This window comes from Sphingomonas ginsenosidimutans (genome assembly GCF_002374835.1).
GTDB lineage: Bacteria > Pseudomonadota > Alphaproteobacteria > Sphingomonadales > Sphingomonadaceae > Sphingomonas > Sphingomonas ginsenosidimutans.
Map to the genome: position 1 here is coordinate 437,325 of NZ_NWVD01000003.1, position 20,069 is coordinate 457,393.

Here is a 20,069-nt window from a genome sequence, read left to right on the forward strand (position 1 = left end):
CATGGCCGGCGTGACGAGAGGATAACGCGGCGATGGCGAAGGGCGACGGGATCAGCAGGCGCGGGGTGATGGCGGCGGCCGGGGGAATGGCGGCGGGCGCCGCGCTGACGCGCGCCGGGCCGGCGGTGGCGGCAACGGGGGCGGCCCCCGTGGCCCCGCCGTTGCCGCCGCTGCCGGTCGTCTGGGGGCAGGCGCGGTCGATCCCGCTATGGCCGAAGGGCGTGCCCGGATCGGGCTTCACCCGCCAGCCGGCCGAGCCGGGCGACACCATCTATATCCGCAATGTCGCCGCGCCCGACCTGCGCGTGTTCCGCCCGCGCGAATCGAACGGGCGCGCGCTGCTGTCGATTCCCGGCGGCGCATACCGGCTGGTGTCGATCGTCAACGAGGGCGTCGACGTCGCGGCGCGGATGACGGCGAAGGGCTATACCGTGTTCGTCCTCACCTATCGCCTGCCGGGCGAGGGCTGGGCCGACCGCGCCGACGTGCCGTTGCAGGACGCGCAGCGCGCGATGCGCGTGATCCGATCGGTCGCGGGCGAATATGGGTTCGACCCGGCGCAGGTATCGGTGGTCGGCTTTTCGGCGGGCGGGCATCTGGCCGCGTCGCTGGCGACCGGTTTCGCCGAGCCGCTGGCGCCGGGCGTCGACGCGATCGACCGGCTGGACGCGCGTCCGGCGACCGCGGCGCTGATCTATCCCGTGATCTCGCACGCGGCGGGGATCGGCCATGCGCTGTCGACGCAATTGCTGCTGGGCGATGCGCCGGGCGCGGCGCTGGTCGAGCGGCGCTCACCCGCGCTGCACGTGACGGCGCAGACGCCGCCGACCTTCCTGGTCCATTCGCTCGACGATCCGGCGGTGCCGCCGGAGAACAGCCGGATCATGATGCGCGCGCTGGAAGCCGCCAAGCGCCCGGTGGAGGCGCATTTCTTCCAGGAGGGCGGGCACGGCTACGGCACCGGCGACCCGGCGCTGCCCGCGCATTACTGGCCCGACCTGCTGGCCGCCTGGATCGCGCGTCAGCCGCGCTGAGCGCGCGCCGGTGCGCGGGCGCGCGCAGGTGCCGGCGCGGGGCGGGGGCGGCTGAGCAGCCAGCGCACCGGCGCCAGCACGCGCGCGGCGTCGAACGACAGCGCCAGCACCACCGCGATCCCGGCGATCGACCCGCCGACCAGGAACCGGACGATCCGTTCCCCCGCGAGCGGCCCGGCGGCGCGCGTGAACGCGACCAGCAGCAGCGCGGTCGCCGCGAGGCGCAAGGCGCGGACCTGGCCGTGGGTGGCGACCCCGGCGTCGCGGCGATGGCGATGCGCGGTCGCGGCGAGCAGGACGAAGGCGAGCGCGGCGGTCAGGATCGTATCAGGCATGGGCGACCTTTCGGGCGGAACGGCGGACGGGGGCGGCGGGGATGCGCGCTGCGCGGCGGCCGGCGAAGGCGAGCGCGACGGCCATCGCCGCCATCGCGGAATCGAAGGCGAGGAACAGCGGATCGCCCGCCGCCAGCCGCGGGGTGGCGAGCGCATCGACGATCGGGATCGCGGCGAAGGCGACCGCGCCGAGCGCGAACAGATCGCGCCACGCCAGCCGCGGCGCGCGCGCGCATTGCAGCAGTGCGGCGGCGCCCCAGGTCCAGAACATCGCCGCCACCTCCGCATCGGCGCGCCCCGGCATGCCGGCGGGCAGCAGCCGGTTGGCGAGCAGGAACGCCGCCATCCCCAGCGGCAAGCCGGCGATGGTGGCGATGTTGAGCCGCTCGACCAGCCGCAGCCCGAAGAAGGGCGTCGCGCCCGGCCGGCGGCGCGCCGCGGTCCACAGCAGCAGCCCGGTGCCGACCATCGCCACGCCGCTCAGCCCCAGCACGAACAGCGTCCAGCGCAGCGCCGGGCCGGCGAACTGCGCCATGTGCAGCCCCAGCAGCACGTTGGCGGTGGTGATCGCAGCGCCGGGGGGCGCCGAGGCCGACAGCAGCCGGCCGGTCGTGCCCGAATAGGTCGCGCTGACGCCGCGGGCGGCGACCGACGCGCCGTTGCCGCGCGTGACGGTGACGGTCGCCGCGGCGTCATTGGGGTGGCTGACGACGAGACGCCCCGCCGCGCCGCCCAGCCGCCGTTCGGCGTCGCGCACCAGCGGCGCGATGGCGACCAGCGGCGCGGGGCGCCCGGTCGGCTCGACATCGGCGGCCAGGCCATAGGCTTCCTGAGCGAAGCGCGCCGGCTGCGGGTAATTGGCGACGATCGGCCAGGGCATGTACATCACCACCAGCGTGACAAGGCCGGTGTAGGTGATGACCGCATGGTACGGCAGCGCCAGCACCGCGCTGACATTGTGCGCGTCGAGCCAGCTGCGCTGCCCCTTGTTCCAGCGCAGCGTGAAGAAATCGGCGAAGATGCGCTTGTGCGTGACCACGCCGGAGATGATCGCGCCGAGCATGAACATCGCGCAGACACCCGCCAGCCAGCGGCCCCAGGGGTAGGGCAGCTGGAGCTGGAAGTGGAAGCGGTAGAAATGCTCGCCCCCGCGCGTGTCGCGCGCGGCGACCGGATCGCCGGTGGCGGGATCGAGCACCAGTTCCTCGGCACGGGGGCGGCGGGGGCGGGGGGCGCCCTCGGCCGCGGGTTTCGGCTGTTCGAACACCCGCGTCACCGCGGTGCGTTCGTCGGGGAGCGCGATGAACCATTGCACGTCATCGGCGCCGACGCGCTGGAGATGGCGGACCGCGGCGGCGGCGGCGTCCGCCGGGGCGGTGCGGTTGGCGGCGATCTCCGGCTGCATCCAGCGCGTGATCTCCGGGCGGAAATAGCTGGCGGTGCCGGTGGCGAACATCGCGAACAGCAGCCAGCCGGCGACCAGCCCCAGCCAGCCGTGGATCCACGCCATCGACTGACGCAGCGCGCGAATCACGGGCGCACCCCGATCAGCCACACCGCCGCGCCCATCAGCAGCGCGCCGCCCCACACGATGGCCGCGACGCGCGCCAGCGAGGCTTCGGCGAAACACCACAGGCCGACGATCGCATAGAGGAGGAACGACAGGATCATGGCCCAGACGGTTGCCTCCACCCGCGCGATCGGCAGCAGCCGGGCGGTCAGCGACGTGGCGGTGGCGGCGAAGGCGTAATTGCCCAGGAACGCGGTGATGCAACGCGCGGTCATCGCCCAGGCGGCGGGGCGGATGCGCCAGCGTGGCCGCGCTGGCGGCACGGCCCCCGATCCGGCGCGTCGCATCAACATTACCGACAACCCCCTTGCCCATTGATCGCAACCCCCTTAGCAGCGTCTGCGAGTCACTATCAATAGCGGAAAGAACAATCATGCGGGGACGAAGGGGCTGGGCGATCGCGGCGCTGCTGCTGGGCGGTGCGCCGGCGACGGGATGGGCGATGCCGGGTGCGACGGAGGATGCCGTCGCCGCCGACCCGCAGGTGCGCGACAATGACGACGTGATCGTCAACGGCGTGCGCGAGCGGGCGACCGGCGATGCGGGCGCCAAGACGCCGACCCCGCTGATCGCGCTGCCGCAGGCGGTGGCGGTGATCGACGAGACCGAGCTGCTGCGCCGCAACGTGCAGTCGATCAACCAGGCGCTCGGCTATGTCGCGGGGGTCGCGCCCAACCAGCGCGGCAATGTCGCCACGCGCTACGACCAGCTGTACATCCGCGGGTTCACGCCGGGCATCTACATGGACGGGATGCGGCTGCTGGGCGGTATCTATGCCAGCCCGCAGATCGATTTCCACCTGGTCGACCGCGTCGACATCATCAAGGGGCCGGCATCGGTCCTGTATGGCAATTCCACCCCCGGCGGGCTGGTCAACCTGACCAGCAAGGTGCCGTACCGCGAGGCGGGCGGGCGGATCGAGCTGGCGGCGGGCAATTTCGACCTGCTGCGCTCGTCGATCGACGTGAACCAGCCGCTCGACCGCGACGGCAAGCTGCTGTTCCGCGTGATCGCGGGGGCGGAGCGGTCCGACGGCTTCATCGCGCTGACCCGCAACCGGCGCTATTATGCGCGCCCGATGCTGACCTTCGCGCCCGACGACGCGACCAGCGTCACGCTGATCCTCAACTACCAGCGCGATCCCGAAGCGGCGTCGTACAGCGGCGTGCCGGTGTACGGCTCGGCGCTGCCCAGCCCGCTGGGGGCGCTGCCGGTGAACCTCAACGTCTCCGAACCGGCCTATGAGGCGTTCGACCGGACGCAGAAGTCGGCCACCGTGCTGCTGCGCCATCAGCTGAACGACGCGCTGACCTGGACCACCAATGCACGCTACTTGGATATCGACCTGCACTATCGGCAGATCTATCTGTCGTTCAACGCCAACACCAACCTGGACGCCAGCGGCAACACCGATCTGTCGCGGATCACGCGCGGCGGCGGCGGCGCGGACGAGGCGTTCCGCACGATCACGCTCGACAACCGGCTGGCGGCGGACCTTGCGACCGGGCCGGTGCGCCACACGCTGCTGGCGGGGCTGGACTGGCAGAACAACCGTGGCAGCAACGACCAGGCGTTCGCGATCGGCACCAGCGCCAACCCGGCGATCAGCATGCCCAACCTGGACCTTTACGCCCCCGTCTATGGCCGCAACCTGCCGTCGAGCAACCTGCTGCTGTTCCCCGGCGTGACGCGCAATTTCCGCAAGATCGACCAGGTCGGCGTCTATGCGCAGGACCAGATCGCGATCGGCGGGTTGAACGTAATCGCGAGCGGGCGGTACGACTGGTATTCGACGCTGACCCGAAATCGCATCAGCGGGGCCGTCACCCGGCTGTCGCAGACCGCCTTCACCGGGCGGGTCGGCGCGCTGTACGAGACCAAACTGGGACTGTCGCCGTTCGTCAGCTATTCCGAAAGCTTCGAGCCGCAGACCGGGACGACGTTCGACGGGACGCCGTTCGTCCCCGTCACCGGGCGGCAGTACGAGGCGGGGCTGAAATACCAGCCGCGCGGCACCAGCGCGCTGTTCACGCTGTCGGCCTACGACCTGCGCCGCCAGAACGCGACCGTGCCCGACCCGGTCAACATCGGCTTTTCGATCCAGGCGGGCGAGGTGAAGGTGCGCGGCATCGAGCTGGACGGGCGCGGCGATATCGCCCCCGGCCTGTCGGTGACGGTCGCGGGCAGCTATACCGATGCGCTGACGGTGCGCGGCAATCCGCCGACCGGCACCGGCGACCAGCTGGCCGGGGTGACCGGCACCCGCCCGCTGGGCATCCCCAAGTGGAGCGCGTCGAGCTTCGTCGCATGGGACCTGAAACATGCCGCGGCGGGCGCGCTGGGCGGGCTGAACCTGGGCGCGGGCGTCCGCTACGTCGGCGAATCGGACGGGACGGCGCAGATCACGCGCAACCGGCAGCTGGTCACGACGCGCTTCGCCTCGCCCGGTTTCGTGCTAGCCGATGCGCTGATCGGCTACGACATCGGCGTGCTCGACCCATCGCTGGCGGGGCTGAGCCTTAGCGTCAATGCGCAGAACCTGTTCGACAAGCGGCATATCGCCAGCTGCTTCTTCAACAACAGCTGCTATTTCGGCGCGTCGCGCACCGTCGTGGGGACGCTGCGCTACAATTGGTGACGGCTGGATAAGGCGGGCATGTTCTGCCACGGGGGAGCGATGAGTGCGCTCCCCCTGTTGCTGTCGCTTGCCGCCGCCGCCGCTGCCGCCCCCGCCCCCGCCGCCCCTGCGCAGGAACCGCCGCCGATCGTCGTGCGCGCGCCGGAGCCCGCGCAGCCGCAGACCCCCGCGACGATGGTGGTCGAGCCGGTGGCGATGATGATCGCGACGTTCGACGCCAATGGCGATGCGCTGGTCGACCGGTCGGAGATGATCGACGGCGTGCGCGCGTCGTTCGAGGCGATCGACACCGCGCATACCGGCGCGCTGCGCTACATCGCCTATTCCGACTGGGCGGCGAAGTTCCTGGGCGATGCCAATGCGCTGCCCAGCCCGTATGAGGTGGATCGCAACAACGACGGGAAGGTCACGCTGGACGAGCTGCTCGACCAGTTCAGCCGCCTGTTCGCGCGCTACGACAAGGACGGCAGCAAGACGATCAGCCGCGCCGAGCTGCTGACGTTCCGCACCATGCCGATCGGCGCGGACGGCCCGACGATGGGGCGCGGCGCGCCGCGCGGGAAGGGCAAGCCCGATGCCGGGGCGGTGCCGCGCGGCGGGCACGACCCGCGCGCGCCCGAGCCGGACGACAAGTCGGACGGCGACAGGGAAGGCGGCAACAGAGCCGGCGGGCGATGAGCGCGCCGCGCTTCGCCTTCACGATCGCCGCGACCGACGGCGCGGCGCGCACCGGCGCGATCGCGATGGAGCGCGGCACGATCCGCACGCCCGCGTTCATGCCGGTCGGCACCGCCGCGACGGTGAAGGCGATGAAGCCCGCCGACGTCGCGCGCGCGGGCGCGGACATCATCCTGGGCAACACCTATCACCTGATGCTGCGCCCCGGCGCGGAGCGGGTGGCGCGGCTGGGTGGGCTGCACGCCTTCATGGGGTGGGAACGGCCGATCCTGACCGATTCGGGCGGCTATCAGGTGATGAGCCTGTCCGAACTGACCAAACGATCGGAGGAGGGCGTCGCCTTCGCCAGCCATCTGGACGGCACCCGGCACCTCATCACCCCCGAACGCTCGATCGAGATCCAGCGGCTGCTGGGCAGCAACATCACGATGGCGTTCGACGAACTGGTGCCGACCACCTCCACCCGCGAGGTGCAGGCCGCGGCGATGGAGCGATCGATGCGCTGGGCGAAGCGCAGCCGCGACGCCTTCCACGACGCGGACGGCGGTGTCCATGCGGCGCATAACGCGATCTTCGGCATCCAGCAGGGCGCGCTGGACGAAGGGTTGCGCAAGGCGAGCGCCGATGCGCTGATCGACATCGGCTTCGACGGCTATGCGATCGGCGGGCTGGCGGTGGGCGAGGGACAGGAGGCGATGTTCGCGTGCCTTGACTACGCGCCCGGCCAGCTGCCCGCCGACCGCCCGCGCTATCTGATGGGGGTGGGCAAGCCCGACGATATCGTCGGCGCGGTGGAGCGCGGGGTCGACATGTTCGATTGCGTGATGCCGACGCGATCGGGGCGCACTGGCCAGGCGTTCACGCGCAGCGGGCCGATCAACATCCGCAACGCGCGCTTCAACGAGGATCAGGGGCCGCTGGACCCCGAATGCGGCTGCGCGGTGTGCGCGACGTGGAGCCGTGCCTATCTCCACCATCTGGTCCGCAGTGGCGAGATTCTGGGTGCGATGTTGATGACCGAACACAATATCGCCTTTTACGAGGCGTTGATGGCGGACCTGCGCGCCGCCATCGCCGAGCAGCGGCTGGCGGCGTTCGCCAGCGGTTTCCGCGCGCGTTACGGCGCGGGCAAAGGAGGACAAGGATGACCGACGCAACCGACCCGACCGAGCCGAACGAGATCCTGGCGACCGTCGCCGCCGCCAAGGCGCATGAGGAAGCCGGCGTGGGCAAGGATGCAGCGATGCATCGCGGCGGGCGCTGGCAGATCGGCAAGACGTGGCTGGGCGTGGGCATCGGTTCCGCCGCGGTCGCCGCGGCGGTGCTGTTCGCCAATTCGCAGCGCGACAGCCGCCGGGGCGATAAGAAAAAGTAAGGGCCGGCGCGCTAGGCGATAGCGACGCGCCCGGCGGGCGGGCGCGTGCGAGGAGCCGGGCCGTGCGCGCCTTCTTCCCCACCGGTCAGCGATCGCAGCGCGCCGCCCTGTTCTGGGCGCGCCGGCTGCTGGCGGTGATCGGGGCGCTGATCGTGGTCGGCGCCGGGGCGCTGGCGGCGCAGGCCGCGATGCTGATGCTGGCATCGCCGCGCATCCTGGTGAGCCGTGCGCTGCCCGCCCCGGTCGCCGCCGAGGCGGCCCCGGGGGGCGCCGACCCCGCCACCTTCGCCTCACCCGCGCGCGGCACGACGGGAACCGCCCCGCTGCCCGCCGCCCCCGCCTTTGCCGCGCGGATCGCGGGCGATGCGAAGGTGACGCCGGCGCGCCCGTTCACGCTGGCGGGAATCGCGCCGATCGACCGCGCGCGCGCGCTGCAATGCCTGACCGCCGCGATCTATTACGAGGCGGCGTCGGAATCGGACGAGGGCGAGCGCGCGGTGGCGCAGGTGGTGCTGAACCGCGTGCGGCATCCGGCATTCCCCGCCAGCGTGTGCGGCGTCGTCTATCAGGGCGTCGGTGCCGCCGGGGGCGGGTGCCAGTTCAGCTTCGCCTGCGACGGTGCGAGCGCGCGGATGCCGAGCCGGCAGGGCTGGGCGCGCGCGGCGCGGATCGCGGCGGCGGCGCTCAACGGCTCGGTCTACGCCCCCGTCGGCCTTGCCACCCATTACCATACGTTCGCGGTGACCCCGGCGTGGAACCGCACCTTGGTGATGACCGATGCGGTGGGGGCGCATTTCTTCCACCGCTGGAAAGGCTTCTGGGGGACGGCGGCGGCGTTCGTGCAGCGCTATCGCGGCGGCGAGCTGTTGCCCGCGGGGCCGGTGGCGGCGCCGGGCGTGGCCGGGGCAGGGGCAGGGGCAGGGGCAGGGGCAGGGGCGATGCCGGTCGGGGTGTCGACCCCCGCGCTTGTTCCCGCGGCCCCGGGCGGGGTGATGGGCGGGGCGCTGGTGCCTGCGCCCGCGCCGTCACCCGCTGCGCGGGGCGCGGGCGATCACTTGCCCGAATCCCCGATCCTCGACCGGTGGAAGGATTCGGGCAAGCCGCTGCGCTGAGGGTCATGTCGCCGCACGCTCGCGCTCGGCGATCCGGGCGAGGATCGCGCGCTTTTCCGCCGTGTCGGCGCTGCTCCACCCGGCGATCTCGCCGATCGTGCGGTAACAGCCCAGGCAAAGCCCGGACACGGGATCCATGGTGCAGACGAGGTTGCACGGCGACGCCGGAACGTCGTCGGCCTGTTCGGTCATGACGTGAGGGCGACCCCGAGGAAGTCCGGGATCGGGCCGTTCCAGCCGCCATCGTCGGGACCGTCCTGGAACGTATCGCGGCGTTGCGGGCGCTGGTGACGGGGTTCGGCGGTGTCCGCCATGCGCGGCGCGGGCGGGGCGCGATCCGGGCGGGCCGGGCGCTCGCGGCGCTCGGCGGGCGCGGGACGTTCGGCGCGTTCGGTCCGCTCGGCACGTTCGGGGCGCTCGGTCCGTTCGGGGCGCTCGCGGGTGCGGCGGCGGGCGGGACGGGCGTCGTCTTCCGCCTCCGCCGTCTCCGGCAGCGCGTCGAGCCGCGGGATCGCCTGTCCGGTCAGCTTCTCGATATTCTCGACATTTTCCTGATCGTCCGGCCCCATCAGCGTATAGGACACGCCGGTCGCGCCGCCGCGCCCGGTACGGCCGATGCGGTGGACGTAATCGTCCGGGTGCCACGGCGCGTCGAAATTGACGACATGGCTGACGCCCTTGATGTCCAGCCCGCGCGCGGCCACGTCGCTGGCGACCAGGATGTTGACGTCGCCCTTCTTGAACCGGTCCAGTTCGGCGAGGCGCGCGGGCTGGTCCATGTCGCCATGGATCTCGCCCGAGGCGAAGCCGTGCTGTTTCAGGTTCTTGTTGAGCTCGCGCACCGTCGTCTTGCGGTTGCAGAAGATGATCGCAGTGCGCACGTCGTCCTGGCGCAGCAGGGTGCGCAGGCTGCGGCGCTTCTCGAACGCGCTGCCCTTCACCGGCACCACCCACTGGGTGATGTTGATGTTGGTGCTGGCGGGGCGTGCGACCTCGATCGTCTTGGGATTGCTGAGGAAGCGGTCGGCCAGCTTCTTGATCGGCGCGGGCATCGTCGCGCTGAACAGCAGGGTCTGGCGCTGTGCCGGCAGCTTGGTGCAAATCTCCTCGATATCGGGGATGAACCCCATGTCGAGCATCCGGTCCGCTTCGTCGATGACCAGCATCGAACAGCCGGTCAGCAGGATCTTGCCGCGGCCAAACAGGTCCATCAGCCGGCCCGGCGTGGCGATCAGCACGTCGACGCCCTTTTCCAGCGCCTTGACCTGATCGCCCATCTGTACGCCGCCGATCAGCAGCGCCATCGAAAGCTTGTGATACTTGCCGTAGATCTCGAAATTCTCGGCCACCTGCGCGGCCAGTTCGCGTGTCGGCTCCAGGATCAGGCTGCGCGGCATGCGCGCGCGGCTGCGCCCCTGCGCCAGGATGTCGATCATCGGCAGCACGAAGCTGGCGGTCTTGCCGGTGCCGGTCTGCGCGATGCCGATGATGTCGCGCATCATCAGCACCGACGGGATGGCGCTGGCCTGGATCGGCGTCGGCTCGGTATAGCCGGTGTCGCCGACGGCGCGGAGGAGTTCGTCGGAAAGGCCGAGGTCGGCGAAGCTCATGCAGATGTCCGGTTGCCGGGGGCGGGCGCGGCCGGCGCCGACGCCCCTTTTCTATCCCGTCCGCGCTTCCCGATCACGGCCGCAAAGTCAAGGAATATGCGCGGTCGAGCGGGTTTTCAGCGGGCCGCCACCAGCTTTCGGAACTGCGCGATCGCGCAGCGGCCGCCCGATCGCGTGCGGATCGCGTCGCGCCGGGCGCAGATTTTGCCGTCGGCGGTCGGCTTCAGGTACATGCCCGAATAGAAATCGAGCGTCGGGCATTGCGAATCCAGCCGCGCGCGCACGCGCTGCGCCCCCTCGACGATCAGATCGACCTCGCCGTCGCGGCCGATCGCCGCGCCGGTCAGCGACGTCATCGTCAGGCAGCGCGGTCCCCTGCGCTCGCGCCACTCCACCGGTGCCGGCGCGCGCATCGCCATCCGCGAGGCCGCGGGCATCCGGGGGATGCGGATGATGAGCCGTTCGTGGATCGTCAGCTGCGCCCATTGCGTGCCGTCGGCCAGCGTATCCGGCGCGGGCGCGCGCGCACCCGCCGCCAAGGGGGCGGCCATCGCGAGCAGCAGGGCGGGCGGAAGGCGCGGGATCATGACTGGCGACCATGGCGGTGACCCGCGCCGGTTGAACGGGGGATGAACCGCCGGCCGGGCGGCGGCAGGCGATTGAACCGCGGCGCGATCGGGCGCAAGGACGCGCGCGTGAACCCGATGCTCGCCCGCTTCGCCGACCGGATCGCCGCGCGCCTGCCCGCTGCCGCGATCGTCACCGATCGCGACGCGATCGCGCCGTGGGAAACCGACTGGCGCCGCCGCTACCATGGCCATGCCGGGCTGTTGCTGGCGCCCGCCACCGTCGATGAGGTGCAGGCGATCGTCGCGGCCGCGCGGGCCGAGGGCGTCGCATTGGTGCCGCAGGGGGGCAATACCTCGATGGTCGGCGGCGCCACCCCGCCCGCCGACGGCAGCGCGGCGATCCTGTCGCTGCGCCGGCTGAACGCGATCCGCGCGATCGATGCCGACGCGGGGCTGGCGGTGGCGGAGGCAGGGGTGATCCTGGCGACGCTGCACGCCGCCGTCGCCGCGCACGGCCGGCGCTTCCCGCTGTCGCTGGGGGCGAAGGGATCGGCGACGATCGGCGGGCTCGTCTCCACCAACGCAGGTGGCACGCAGGTGCTGCGCTTCGGGACGATGCGCGGGCTGGTGGCGGGGATCGAGGCGGTGCTGCCCGACGGATCGCGGCACGACGGGCTGGCGGCGCTGAAGAAGGACAATCGCGGCTACGACCTGACGCAATTGCTGATCGGGGCGGAAGGGACGCTGGGGATCGTCACCGCCGCGACGCTGCGGCTGGTGCCGGCGGTGGCGGGGCGGACGGTCGCCTGGGCAGGCGTGGCATCCCCCGATGCGGCGATGACGCTGCTGCGCCGGTTCCAGCGCGCGACCCCGGCGCTGGAGAGTTTCGAGCTGCTGCCGGCCGAATCGCTGGCCGCCGTGCTCGCCTATCTGCCCGATGCGCGCGCGCCGATCGCGGGCGCGCACCCGTGGCACGTGCTGATCGAGGTGACCGCCGACGACGCGCCCGATGGCGCCGCGGCGGTGGTGGAGCGCGTGCTGGGCGCGGCGATCGGGGACGGGCTGGCCGCCGACGCCACGATCGCGGCGAGCGAGACGCAGGCCGAAGCGTTCTGGCGGATCCGCGAATCGATCTCCGATGCCGAACGCGCCACCGGGCCGGCGGCGCAGCACGACATCGCGGTGCCGGTGGAGGCGATGCCGCGCTTCATGATCGAGGCGGCGGCGGCGTGCGAGGCGCGCTTCCCCGGCACGCACGCCAGCGGCTTCGGCCATCTGGGCGACGGCAACGTCCATTTTCACGTCCGCGCCGCCCCCGGCACCGACCCTGCCGACTGGTATGCGCGGCAGGTGCCGGTCGTCTCCGCCTTCGTCCACGACCTGGTCGTCGCGGCGGGAGGGACGATTTCCGCCGAGCACGGTATCGGCCAGATGAAGCGCGACGAGCTGGAGCGGCTGACCCCGCCGGCGCGGCTGGCGGCGCTGCGCGCGATTCGCGCGGCGTTCGATCCGGGGGAATTGATGAACCCCGGCAAGCTTGTGACGCTTGCGCCGCCGCGCAACCCGCAATAGGCCCGTCCCCCGTCCGGGTGGCGGCAGGACGCGGCGCGCCCGATCGATACGATACGAACCTTATCCCGTCCGCTACGGAGAATCCCATGGCCAGCGCGCCGCAGCTTCCGCTTTTCTACAACGGCCTCGAGCCGCTTTCGAGCGAACTCCACGCCAACTACAAGATTCGCTCGTCGAACGTGGCGCCGTTCCTGACCGGCCAGCACGCGATCCCGCTGACCGTGGAGGAATTCCCGCTGGTGCAGCGGTTCATGCCGATCGTCTTTTCGTCGGGCGACGATTCGATCCCGATCGCGCTGATGGGCCTGAACGAGGGCGTCAACGTGTTCGTCGACGAGGCCGGCGCGCTGACCGAGGACAATCTGTACGTCCCGGCGTATGTCCGCCGCTATCCGTACATGCTGGCGCGGCTGCGCCCGGATGCCGACGAGCTGTCGCTGTGCTTCGATCCGACCACCGACACGATCGGCGCGTTCGATGACGGCGAGCCGCTGTTCGCGGACGGCCAGCCGACCGAGCTGACGCGCAACATCCTTCAGTTCAACGAGAATTTCGAACAGGCCGCGGCGCGCACCGGGCAGTTCATGACGGAGATCCGCGACGCCGGCCTGTTGATGGAAGGCGAAGTCACGATCCAGCAGGACGGCATCGACCAGCCGTTCGTCTATCGCGGGTTCCAGATGGTCGACGAGCAGAAGCTGGCCGACCTGCGCGGCGACCAGCTGCGCAAGATGTCGCAGTCGGGGATGCTGCCGCTGCTGTATGCGCACCTGTTTTCGCTGTCGCTGATGCGCGACATCTTCGCGCGGCAGGTGAAGCTGGGCAAGATGCCGCAGCCGCAGCTGGTGGCCTGACGCGGAAGGCGCCGGGGTGATGGCGATGCGCGGGAGCGCGGGACGACCGATCGCGGGTGCGACCTATTCGCGTGTCGCCATCGCCTTTCACTGGGCTATCGCGGTGCTGGTGATCGGCAACCTGATCGTCGGGATCGGGCATCAATCGATCCCGGCGCTGCGCGCCTGGATGCCGGCGCACAAGGCGATCGGCGTCACCATATTGTTGCTGACGGCGGCGCGGGTGGCCTGGCGCCTGGCGCATCGCCCGCCGCCGCTGCCCGCGGCGACTCCGGCCTGGGAACGCGCGGCGGCGCATGCGACGCACTGGGCGCTGTACCTGCTGATGATCGCGGTGCCGCTGACCGGCTGGATGATGGTATCCGGCCCGGAGGGGCGCCGCGCGCTGACGTGGTTCGGGCTGTTCGACCTGCCGTACCTGCCGGTATCGGGCGGCGCCGCCGCGTTGGGCGGTGAGGGGCACGAAGTGCTGGGCTGGATGATGGCGGTACTGGTCGCGGCGCATATCGCGGCGGCGCTGCGCCATGCGGTGCTGCTGCGCGACGGCGTGATGACGCGGATGCTGCCAGGCCGGCGTTGACCCGCCGATCAGCCATCCGTCGCCGGATTCGAACAATTTGTCGTGGCGACGGGGTGAAGGCTTGAAACCCTTTGCCACCCTCCTATGTTGTTGACGTACGGTTTCCGTGTCCCCCCTTTCGCGGAACCGTATGGCACGCCTCTGGCGTGTCTCCTCCCTGAACCTTGGCCACCGCGTGTGAAAACACGCGGTGGTTTTTTTATGCGCGTCGCTGGCGGGGGCGTGGCGGATCATGCCGTCGCGGATGCAGGGGACTTGTGTGGCGATGGCCGGGAGGATTGCCCCCGGCGCGCATCCCATCACGCTGCGCGATGAGGCAAAGGGGTGCGCCGAGGGCGGCGGCACGGGGTACGGGGGCGGGCATCCGTCCCGCCGCGTGCGTGCAGCCGGCCGATGGCGCGTATAGGTGGCCCCGTAACAGGTCCGGAGCGACTTTAGAACGTGGTCAGAAGGGTGCGCAGGCGCGGCGCTGCTGGGTGCCCTTGGGCGTCAGGACGAGGTGGCCGAGGCGTTCGCGGATCAGCCCCTGATCGAGCAGCTGGCGGATCGTGTCGGGATCGTGACCGCGCGAGATGATGAGCGTGCCGCCCGCGCTGCGCGCGGTCCACAGGATCCGCTCCATCTGTTCGGACACCAACCGGATTACCGCTTCGCCGTTCATCGCCGTTGCGCCCCCCACGGGCCAGACGCGACCGACTCGGACGGTCGCTTGACTGGAGGAAGGCGTGAAAACGGTTAACGGGTCAACCACCAGCCCGCCGCTTTCCAGCCGAAACGGGTAGGATGCGCGCGGAAGCCGACGAAACGAACGGGCCGGCCGGCGCACGATGCGCCAGCCGGCCCGCCCCGTCTGCAATGGTGTGTATCAGAAGCGCGTGCGCAGCGTCACGCCATAGGTGCGCGGTTCGGCGAGGAAGGCCGAGAACAGCTGGTTGCCGGTGCCGCCGAACGCCTGCACCTGCTGCTGGCTGCCCGCCCCCTGGAAGGGCGAGTTGAACGCGACCTGCGTATAGTTGGTGTCGAGCAGGTTCTGCGCCCACAGTTCGACCGCCCAGCGTTCCTCACGCCCGCGCAGGCCGACGCGCGCGTTCACCACGGTGAAGCCGTCCTGCATCTTTTCCACGAACAGGTCGGAGCCGGTGTTATAGTCCGACGCCGTGCGCTGATCGACGTAGAACAGCGCCGACATGCCGTCGCTGCCGATGTCCGGCGTCCAGGCGACCGAGGAGGTGATGACGTTGCGCGGCGCGTTCGACATCTGCGACCCCGACAGCAGGAACAGCGCCGGATCCAGCGGCGCGCCCGCATCCGAGCCGACCAGGTTGCGGCGATACTTGGTGTCGGCGAAGGTGTAGCCCAGGTTCACCGCCAGATTGCGTGCGGGGTAGAAGCCGGCCTCCACCTCGACACCCTGGCTGAGGACGCCGTATTTGACGTTGCCGGAGCAGGCGCCGGTCGCCGCGCTGTTGTCGCGATCGGCGCCGTTGAGGTCGTTCGAGCACGAGCCGATGTTCTCGACCACGTAATTGGTGCCGTTGAAGGTGTTCAGCTGGAAATTCTTGAACTCCGACCGGAAGCCCGCGATGTTGAACGTGAACTGGCGGCTGGAATATTTCAGGCCGATTTCATAGGCGTTGACGGTTTCCGGGTCGAACCGCAGCCGCCCGCCGGTGGCATTGCCGATCGTCGCGGGATTGTACGCATCGCCCAGGTCCGACCGGTCGAGGTTGTACCCGCCCGCCTTGTACCCGCGCGAATAGCTGGCGTAGGTCATCACGCGGTCGACCGGCTTCCACGACAGCACCGCGGTGCCGGTCAGCTGGTCTTCCTTGAAATTGTCCGCCAGCGTGCGGCCGTTCAGCGCCGCCGACGAATTGCCGGTGCATGCCAGCGTCGCGATCCCGCGGGTCAGCGCGGCGAGCTGCGCATTGTTGAACAGATTGCCCGCCGGGCCGGCGCCCAGCAGCCCCTGGATCTGCGGGCAGACGGTGTTGTTGTTGCCGAACGTCGCGTCGAAGCGCTTGCGCTCCTGCGTCCAGCGCAGGCCGGCGGTGAACGACAGATTGTCGGTCAGCTTGATGATATTGTGGGTGAACAGCGCGAAGCTCTTGCTGTTCTGGCGATAGACGTCGCGGGTGGTGCCCAGGTTGTTGAGCGTGCCCAGCCGGTCGATGCTGGCCAGGATCAGCGGCGTCGCGGCGCCGAACGCGGGCGTGGTGCCCGGCACTTGCCCCGACAGCGTCGCACGGCCCGCCGCGCTGAGGCAGCCGGCATTGGCCGGGTTGCGCAGCGCCGCCGCCGGGTTGATCGTCGCGACGATGCGGCACGCGGCGAACGCGCCGTAATCGCTGCCGAACTTCAGATTGTCGACGACCTCCAGATCCTCGTTCGCGAAGAAGCCGCCGACCAGCCAGTTCAGGCGATCGCCGAACGCCTCGCCGTTGAGGCGGACTTCCTGCGTGAAGGTGTGGAACTGGCGGTAGTTGTTGCCGTCCGCCGGGCGATCGCCGATGTCGAGGACGTTATAGTCGATGTCGCTGGCGCCCGCCGACTTATATTCGCGATAGGCGGTGATCGAGGTGAGCGAGGCGCCGCCCAGGTTCCAGTCGACCTGCGCCGAGCCGCCATAGTCCTTCGTCACGTTCGAATAGGCCTTGCCCGGCGAGAAGGCGATGCGGCGGCTGTACGGGTCGTTGCCGCTGGGAAAGGCGCTGCCGGCCGGATAGCCGCGCAGCGCGGCGATCGAATTGATGACGTCGACGATGCGGTTGCCGGCGGGGTTGATCGCATAGTCGCCGGCGACGCCGGGGGTCGGATCGATCTTCTCGCGCGTGTCGACATAGACGGCGCCGCAGCACTTTTCGTCGCGGAAGGTATAGTCGCCGATCAGCCGCAGCGAGAAGTCCGACGACGGTTCGAGCAGCAACTGCCCGCGCACGAACCAGCGATTGCGGTCGTTATAGTCGGTGTTGTTGACGACATCGCGCATGAAGCCGTCGCGCTTGGCGTAGACGCCGTCGATGCGGAAGGCGAGCAGGTCCTTGATGATCGGCCCGGTCAGCGCGCCGGCGGCACGCCAGGCGTCGAAATTGCCGTAGCTGCCCTCGGCATAGCCGCCGAAGTCGAACGACGGCGCCTTGGTGTAGATGTTGATCGCGCCCGCCGAGGAATTGCGCCCCGACAGGGTGCCCTGCGGCCCGCGCAGCACCTCGATCCGGTCGACCTCGCCCAGATCGTTGAGGCCCGAGCCGGTGCGGCTGCGATAGACGCCGTCGATGAACACCGCGACCGAGCTTTCGAGGCCCGGGTTGTCGCCGACCGTGCCGATGCCGCGCACGCGCGCCGAGGCGTTCGCTTCCGACCCGGTCGAGGAGACGTTGAGCGAGGGGGCCAGCTGCGCCATCTGGCGGATGTCGGTGGCGCCCGAATTCTGCAGCGCGGCCTGGCTGACCGCGTTGATCGAGATCGGCACTTCCGACAGGCGTTCGGAACGGCGCGTGGCGGTGACGACGATGTCGCCGGCGCCGACGTCGTTCGCGTCGGCCTGCGCGGCGGTGGTGTCGGCCTGTCCGGCGACGGCGGCGTTGGCGGTGACGGGGCTGGCCTGATCGGCGGCGGCCTGATCGGTAGAGGTCTGCGCCGAGGCGGTGGCGGCGAACAGCAGCGCGGGCGCGGCGGCGGTGGACAGCAGAACAATGGTCAGACGCATGGTGACGGTGCCTCTCCCAAACATGACGGGTCGATGGGTCCGGATTTGAACATCCGGTATCGCGGCCGGTTTAGCGCGCTATCGACAAAGGTCTAGCGAATTTACGCGGCGCGTAAGATTGTCGGCGTGGCGGCGGGCGTAGCGCGCTTGCGCGGGCGGGCGGGTTGGATTACTGGCCGTGCCCCGGCGAGCGGGTATAGCACAATGGTAGTGCAGCAGCCTTCCAAGCTGAATACGCGGGTTCGATTCCCGCTACCCGCTCCATTATCCCCCACCTGACGACGGCGATATTTGCGGCTTGACAGCGCCGCGCTGTTTGCGTACAAAACGTGAACATCGAGATGATGCGAATCGGGCCGGGCGGCTCGGGGCTGCGGCCCCGCCGCGCCGGCCCGTCGTCGTTTGGCGCGCCGCGCGGGGCGGCTCCGGGCGGTGCGGATGACGCACCACCGGGCGGGCAGCGGGTGCGGCCGACGATATCGGGATCGACGCAGGGGAGGATCGCCGGATGGCCGAACGAACGGGCGGTACGGGGCGTGACGATGCGGGACGTGCCGATGCGGGACGTGACGATGCTGGTCGGGACGGAGCGACGGGAGCCGGGGCGGGTACGCAGACCGCCGGCGCGGACGCGATGCGGTGGAGCAAGACGGCGCGACACGCCTTCCTCGATCACCTGAGCATGACCGGCGACGTCGCGGCATCGGCGGCGGCGGCGGGCATGTCGGTGACCGCCGCTTATGCCAAGCGGCGACGGGAACCGCGCTTCGCGCGCGAATGGCGTGATGCGGCCGCGGCGGCATGGGAACGGCTGGAGGCGGCGGTGCTGCGCCAGGTGCTGGCAGAAGGCGAGCGGCCGGGCGGCGCGATCGAGATCGCCACCGCGATGCAATTGCTGGCGCGGCGTCCCGACATGCCCCCACCGCCGGCCGCGCCGCCGGTGCGCCGGAAGGGGCGCGACGTCGCCGGTCGGGAACTGCTGCGGCGCCTGTCGGCGCAGGCGCGGCGCGGCGGGGCGGCGGAGCCGGCATGAGCGCATCGATGGAGCGGGCGCTGCGCTGGTGGCGCGGGCTGCCGCTGGCCGAGCGCACCGCGATCGCCGCGACGCTGAGCGAGGAGACCGCGCGTGCGATCGTCGAGCGGTGGGAGGAATGGGCGCATCCGGGGCAATTGCCCCCGCCGGGCGGCTGGTCGGTGTGGCTGATGCAGGCCGGGCGCGGCTTCGGCAAGACGCGCGCGGGCGCCGAATGGGTGAGCGCGATGGCCCGCACCATGCCGCAGGCGCGCTTCGCGCTGGTCGGCGCGACGATCGCCGATGCCCGCAAGGTGATGGTGGAGGGGCCGAGCGGCGTCATCGCGGTGGCGCGCGACGACGAACCGGTGGTGTGGCGCCCGACCAGCGGCGAGGTGCGCTTCGCCAGCGGGGCGAGCGCGCAGGTCTATTCCGCCGCCGCGCCGGAGAAGCTGCGCGGGCCGGAGCATCATTTCGCCTGGGCGGACGAACTGGGCAAATGGCGCGGCACCGCGGGGTGGGACAATTTGCTGATGGGGTTGCGGCTGGGCGAGCAGCCGCGCGTGCTGGTGACGACGACCCCGCGCCCGACCGCGCTGATGCGGCGGATCGCGGCCGATCCGGGGACGTGCACCACACGCGGGCGGACGCATGACAATCCGCATCTGCCGCCCGCGTTCGTCGCGGCGATGACCGCCAGTTACGGCGCGACGCGGCTGGGGCGCCAGGAACTGGACGGCGAGCTGATCGACGAGGTGGCGGGCGCGCTGTGGACGAGCAAGACGTTGGAGGCGCAGCGCGCCGCGACGGTGCCGCCGCTGGTGCGCATCGTCGTCGGGGTCGATCCGCCCGCGGGCACCGACGGCGATGCCTGCGGGATCGTCGCGGCGGGGCTGGGGCGCGACGGCTGCGGCTATGTGATCGAGGATGCCAGTGTCAGCGGCGCGACGCCCGAGGGCTGGGCGCGCGCGGTCGGCGCCTGCGCCACCCGTGTCGGCGCCGACCGCGTGGTGGCGGAGGCGAACCAGGGCGGCGCGATGGTGAAGAGCGTGCTGCTGGCGGCGCAGGCGACGCTGCCGGTGACATTGGTCCACGCCACCCGCGGCAAGGCGGCGCGCGCGGAGCCGGTCGCCGCGCTCTACGAACTGCGGCGGGTGTGGCACGCGCGGGCGTTCCCGGCGCTGGAGGACGAACTGGCGGGACTGTCGATCGGCGGTGGCTATGACGGGCCGGGGCGATCGCCGGACCGCGCCGACGCGTGCATCTGGGCGCTGACCGCGCTGATGCTGGACCGGCAGGGCGAGGCGCGGGTGGCGGTGATCTAGCGGGCGGCGCGCGCTCGCTTGCCGGTGTTGTCCTGCGTTGCCCTGGGTTCCGGCCTTCGCCGGAACACGATTGGTGTTTGTGGCTGATGGCCGCGC

19 protein-coding genes and 1 tRNA gene are annotated in these 20,069 nt (G+C 70.9%); 12 read left to right on the plus strand and 8 right to left on the minus strand.

Features of this window, described 5'->3' with window-relative positions:
- Nucleotides 1–32: 32 nt before the first annotated feature.
- Entirely contained in the window at nt 33–1,034 is a 1,002-nt protein-coding gene (locus tag COA17_RS10490; protein ID WP_176484857.1) for an alpha/beta hydrolase, read from the plus strand.
- Here COA17_RS10490 and COA17_RS10495 read toward each other — a convergent pair.
- The 3 genes from COA17_RS10495 to COA17_RS10505 are packed head-to-tail and all read right to left on the minus strand — an operon-like array spanning nt 1,022 to nt 3,232.
- Nucleotides 1,022–1,369, minus strand: a complete 348-nt coding sequence (locus COA17_RS10495) for a hypothetical protein (protein WP_096612174.1) — start codon at nt 1,367–1,369, stop codon at nt 1,022–1,024. The two genes, COA17_RS10490 and COA17_RS10495, sit on opposite strands and share 13 nt — an antisense overlap.
- Nucleotides 1,362–2,903 carry a PepSY-associated TM helix domain-containing protein gene (locus COA17_RS10500; RefSeq protein WP_245857646.1) on the minus strand — a complete coding sequence of 514 codons (1,542 nt, stop codon included), beginning with the start codon at nt 2,901–2,903 and terminating at the stop codon, nt 1,362–1,364. Before COA17_RS10500 ends, COA17_RS10495 begins: the two co-directional genes overlap by 8 nt.
- Nucleotides 2,900–3,232: a hypothetical protein gene (locus COA17_RS10505; protein WP_141397071.1), complete on the minus strand. Its 333-nt coding sequence runs from the start codon at nt 3,230–3,232 to the stop codon at nt 2,900–2,902. Before COA17_RS10505 ends, COA17_RS10500 begins: the two co-directional genes overlap by 4 nt.
- 80 nt (nt 3,233–3,312) lie before the next feature.
- Between COA17_RS10505 and COA17_RS10510 the strand changes: the two genes are divergently transcribed.
- The 5 genes from COA17_RS10510 (at nt 3,313) to COA17_RS10530 (ending at nt 8,742) form a co-directional block, all read left to right on the plus strand.
- Nucleotides 3,313–5,577 carry a TonB-dependent siderophore receptor gene (locus COA17_RS10510; protein WP_096612178.1) on the plus strand — a complete coding sequence of 755 codons (2,265 nt, stop codon included), beginning with the start codon at nt 3,313–3,315 and terminating at the stop codon, nt 5,575–5,577.
- Nucleotides 5,578–5,616: 39 nt separating this feature from the next.
- Nucleotides 5,617–6,255, plus strand: a complete 639-nt coding sequence (locus COA17_RS18790) for an EF-hand domain-containing protein (protein WP_141397072.1) — start codon at nt 5,617–5,619, stop codon at nt 6,253–6,255.
- Nucleotides 6,252–7,403, plus strand: a complete 1,152-nt coding sequence (gene tgt / locus COA17_RS10520; RefSeq protein WP_096612180.1) for a tRNA guanosine(34) transglycosylase Tgt — start codon at nt 6,252–6,254, stop codon at nt 7,401–7,403. Before COA17_RS18790 ends, tgt begins: the two co-directional genes overlap by 4 nt.
- A complete protein-coding gene (locus tag COA17_RS10525) occupies nt 7,400–7,630 on the plus strand; it encodes a hypothetical protein (protein ID WP_096612182.1) in 231 nt (76 codons plus the stop codon). The genes tgt and COA17_RS10525 overlap by 4 nt, the downstream gene beginning before the upstream one ends.
- Nucleotides 7,631–7,692: 62 nt before the next feature.
- The gene (locus COA17_RS10530; protein WP_245857649.1) at nt 7,693–8,742 is read left to right on the plus strand and encodes a cell wall hydrolase; all 1,050 of its coding nucleotides are present in this window, start codon (nt 7,693–7,695) and stop codon (nt 8,740–8,742) included.
- Between the two features lie 3 nt (nt 8,743–8,745).
- On the opposite strand, the gene COA17_RS10535 is transcribed toward COA17_RS10530, so the two are convergent.
- The 3 genes from COA17_RS10535 to COA17_RS10545 all read right to left on the minus strand — a co-directional run bounded on the left by COA17_RS10535 (nt 8,746) and on the right by COA17_RS10545 (nt 10,939).
- Nucleotides 8,746–8,934: a DUF1289 domain-containing protein gene (locus tag COA17_RS10535; RefSeq protein ID WP_066488987.1), complete on the minus strand. Its 189-nt coding sequence runs from the start codon at nt 8,932–8,934 to the stop codon at nt 8,746–8,748.
- Nucleotides 8,931–10,352 carry a DEAD/DEAH box helicase gene (locus COA17_RS10540; protein ID WP_096612184.1) on the minus strand — a complete coding sequence of 474 codons (1,422 nt, stop codon included), beginning with the start codon at nt 10,350–10,352 and terminating at the stop codon, nt 8,931–8,933. Before COA17_RS10540 ends, COA17_RS10535 begins: the two co-directional genes overlap by 4 nt.
- Before the next feature lie 116 nt (nt 10,353–10,468).
- A complete protein-coding gene (locus COA17_RS10545) occupies nt 10,469–10,939 on the minus strand; it encodes a hypothetical protein (RefSeq protein ID WP_245857651.1) in 471 nt (156 codons plus the stop codon).
- 117 nt (nt 10,940–11,056) lie between these two features.
- On the opposite strand from COA17_RS10545, the gene COA17_RS10550 reads away from it, so the two are divergent.
- From COA17_RS10550 to COA17_RS10560, 3 genes are all read left to right on the plus strand, one after another.
- Nucleotides 11,057–12,493, plus strand: a complete 1,437-nt coding sequence (locus COA17_RS10550; protein WP_096612312.1) for an FAD-binding oxidoreductase — start codon at nt 11,057–11,059, stop codon at nt 12,491–12,493.
- A gap of 86 nt (nt 12,494–12,579) precedes the next feature.
- Nucleotides 12,580–13,347, plus strand: coding sequence for a SapC family protein (locus COA17_RS10555; RefSeq protein WP_066486312.1), 768 nt, complete (start codon nt 12,580–12,582; stop codon nt 13,345–13,347).
- 19 nt (nt 13,348–13,366) lie between these two features.
- Complete coding sequence (locus COA17_RS10560) at nt 13,367–13,927, plus strand: cytochrome b (protein WP_245857653.1); 561 nt, start codon at nt 13,367–13,369, stop codon at nt 13,925–13,927.
- A gap of 445 nt (nt 13,928–14,372) precedes the next feature.
- On the opposite strand, the gene COA17_RS10565 is transcribed toward COA17_RS10560, so the two are convergent.
- Both COA17_RS10565 and COA17_RS10570 read right to left on the minus strand, forming a co-directional pair.
- The gene (locus COA17_RS10565) at nt 14,373–14,588 is read right to left on the minus strand and encodes a hypothetical protein (RefSeq protein WP_066486308.1); all 216 of its coding nucleotides are present in this window, start codon (nt 14,586–14,588) and stop codon (nt 14,373–14,375) included.
- 204 nt (nt 14,589–14,792) lie between these two features.
- A complete protein-coding gene (locus tag COA17_RS10570) occupies nt 14,793–17,636 on the minus strand; it encodes a TonB-dependent receptor (RefSeq protein ID WP_096612188.1) in 2,844 nt (947 codons plus the stop codon).
- A 190-nt stretch (nt 17,637–17,826) separates the two neighbouring features.
- On the opposite strand from COA17_RS10570, the gene COA17_RS10575 reads away from it, so the two are divergent.
- The 3 genes from COA17_RS10575 (at nt 17,827) to COA17_RS10585 (ending at nt 19,973) form a co-directional block, all read left to right on the plus strand.
- Nucleotides 17,827–17,900: transfer RNA gene (locus tag COA17_RS10575), tRNA-Gly, on the plus strand.
- Nucleotides 17,901–18,144: 244 nt separating this feature from the next.
- Nucleotides 18,145–18,669 carry a hypothetical protein gene (locus tag COA17_RS10580; protein ID WP_141397073.1) on the plus strand — a complete coding sequence of 175 codons (525 nt, stop codon included), beginning with the start codon at nt 18,145–18,147 and terminating at the stop codon, nt 18,667–18,669.
- The gene (locus COA17_RS10585) at nt 18,666–19,973 is read left to right on the plus strand and encodes a DNA-packaging protein (RefSeq protein ID WP_096612192.1); all 1,308 of its coding nucleotides are present in this window, start codon (nt 18,666–18,668) and stop codon (nt 19,971–19,973) included. Before COA17_RS10580 ends, COA17_RS10585 begins: the two co-directional genes overlap by 4 nt.
- Nucleotides 19,974–20,069: the final 96 nt, after the last annotated feature.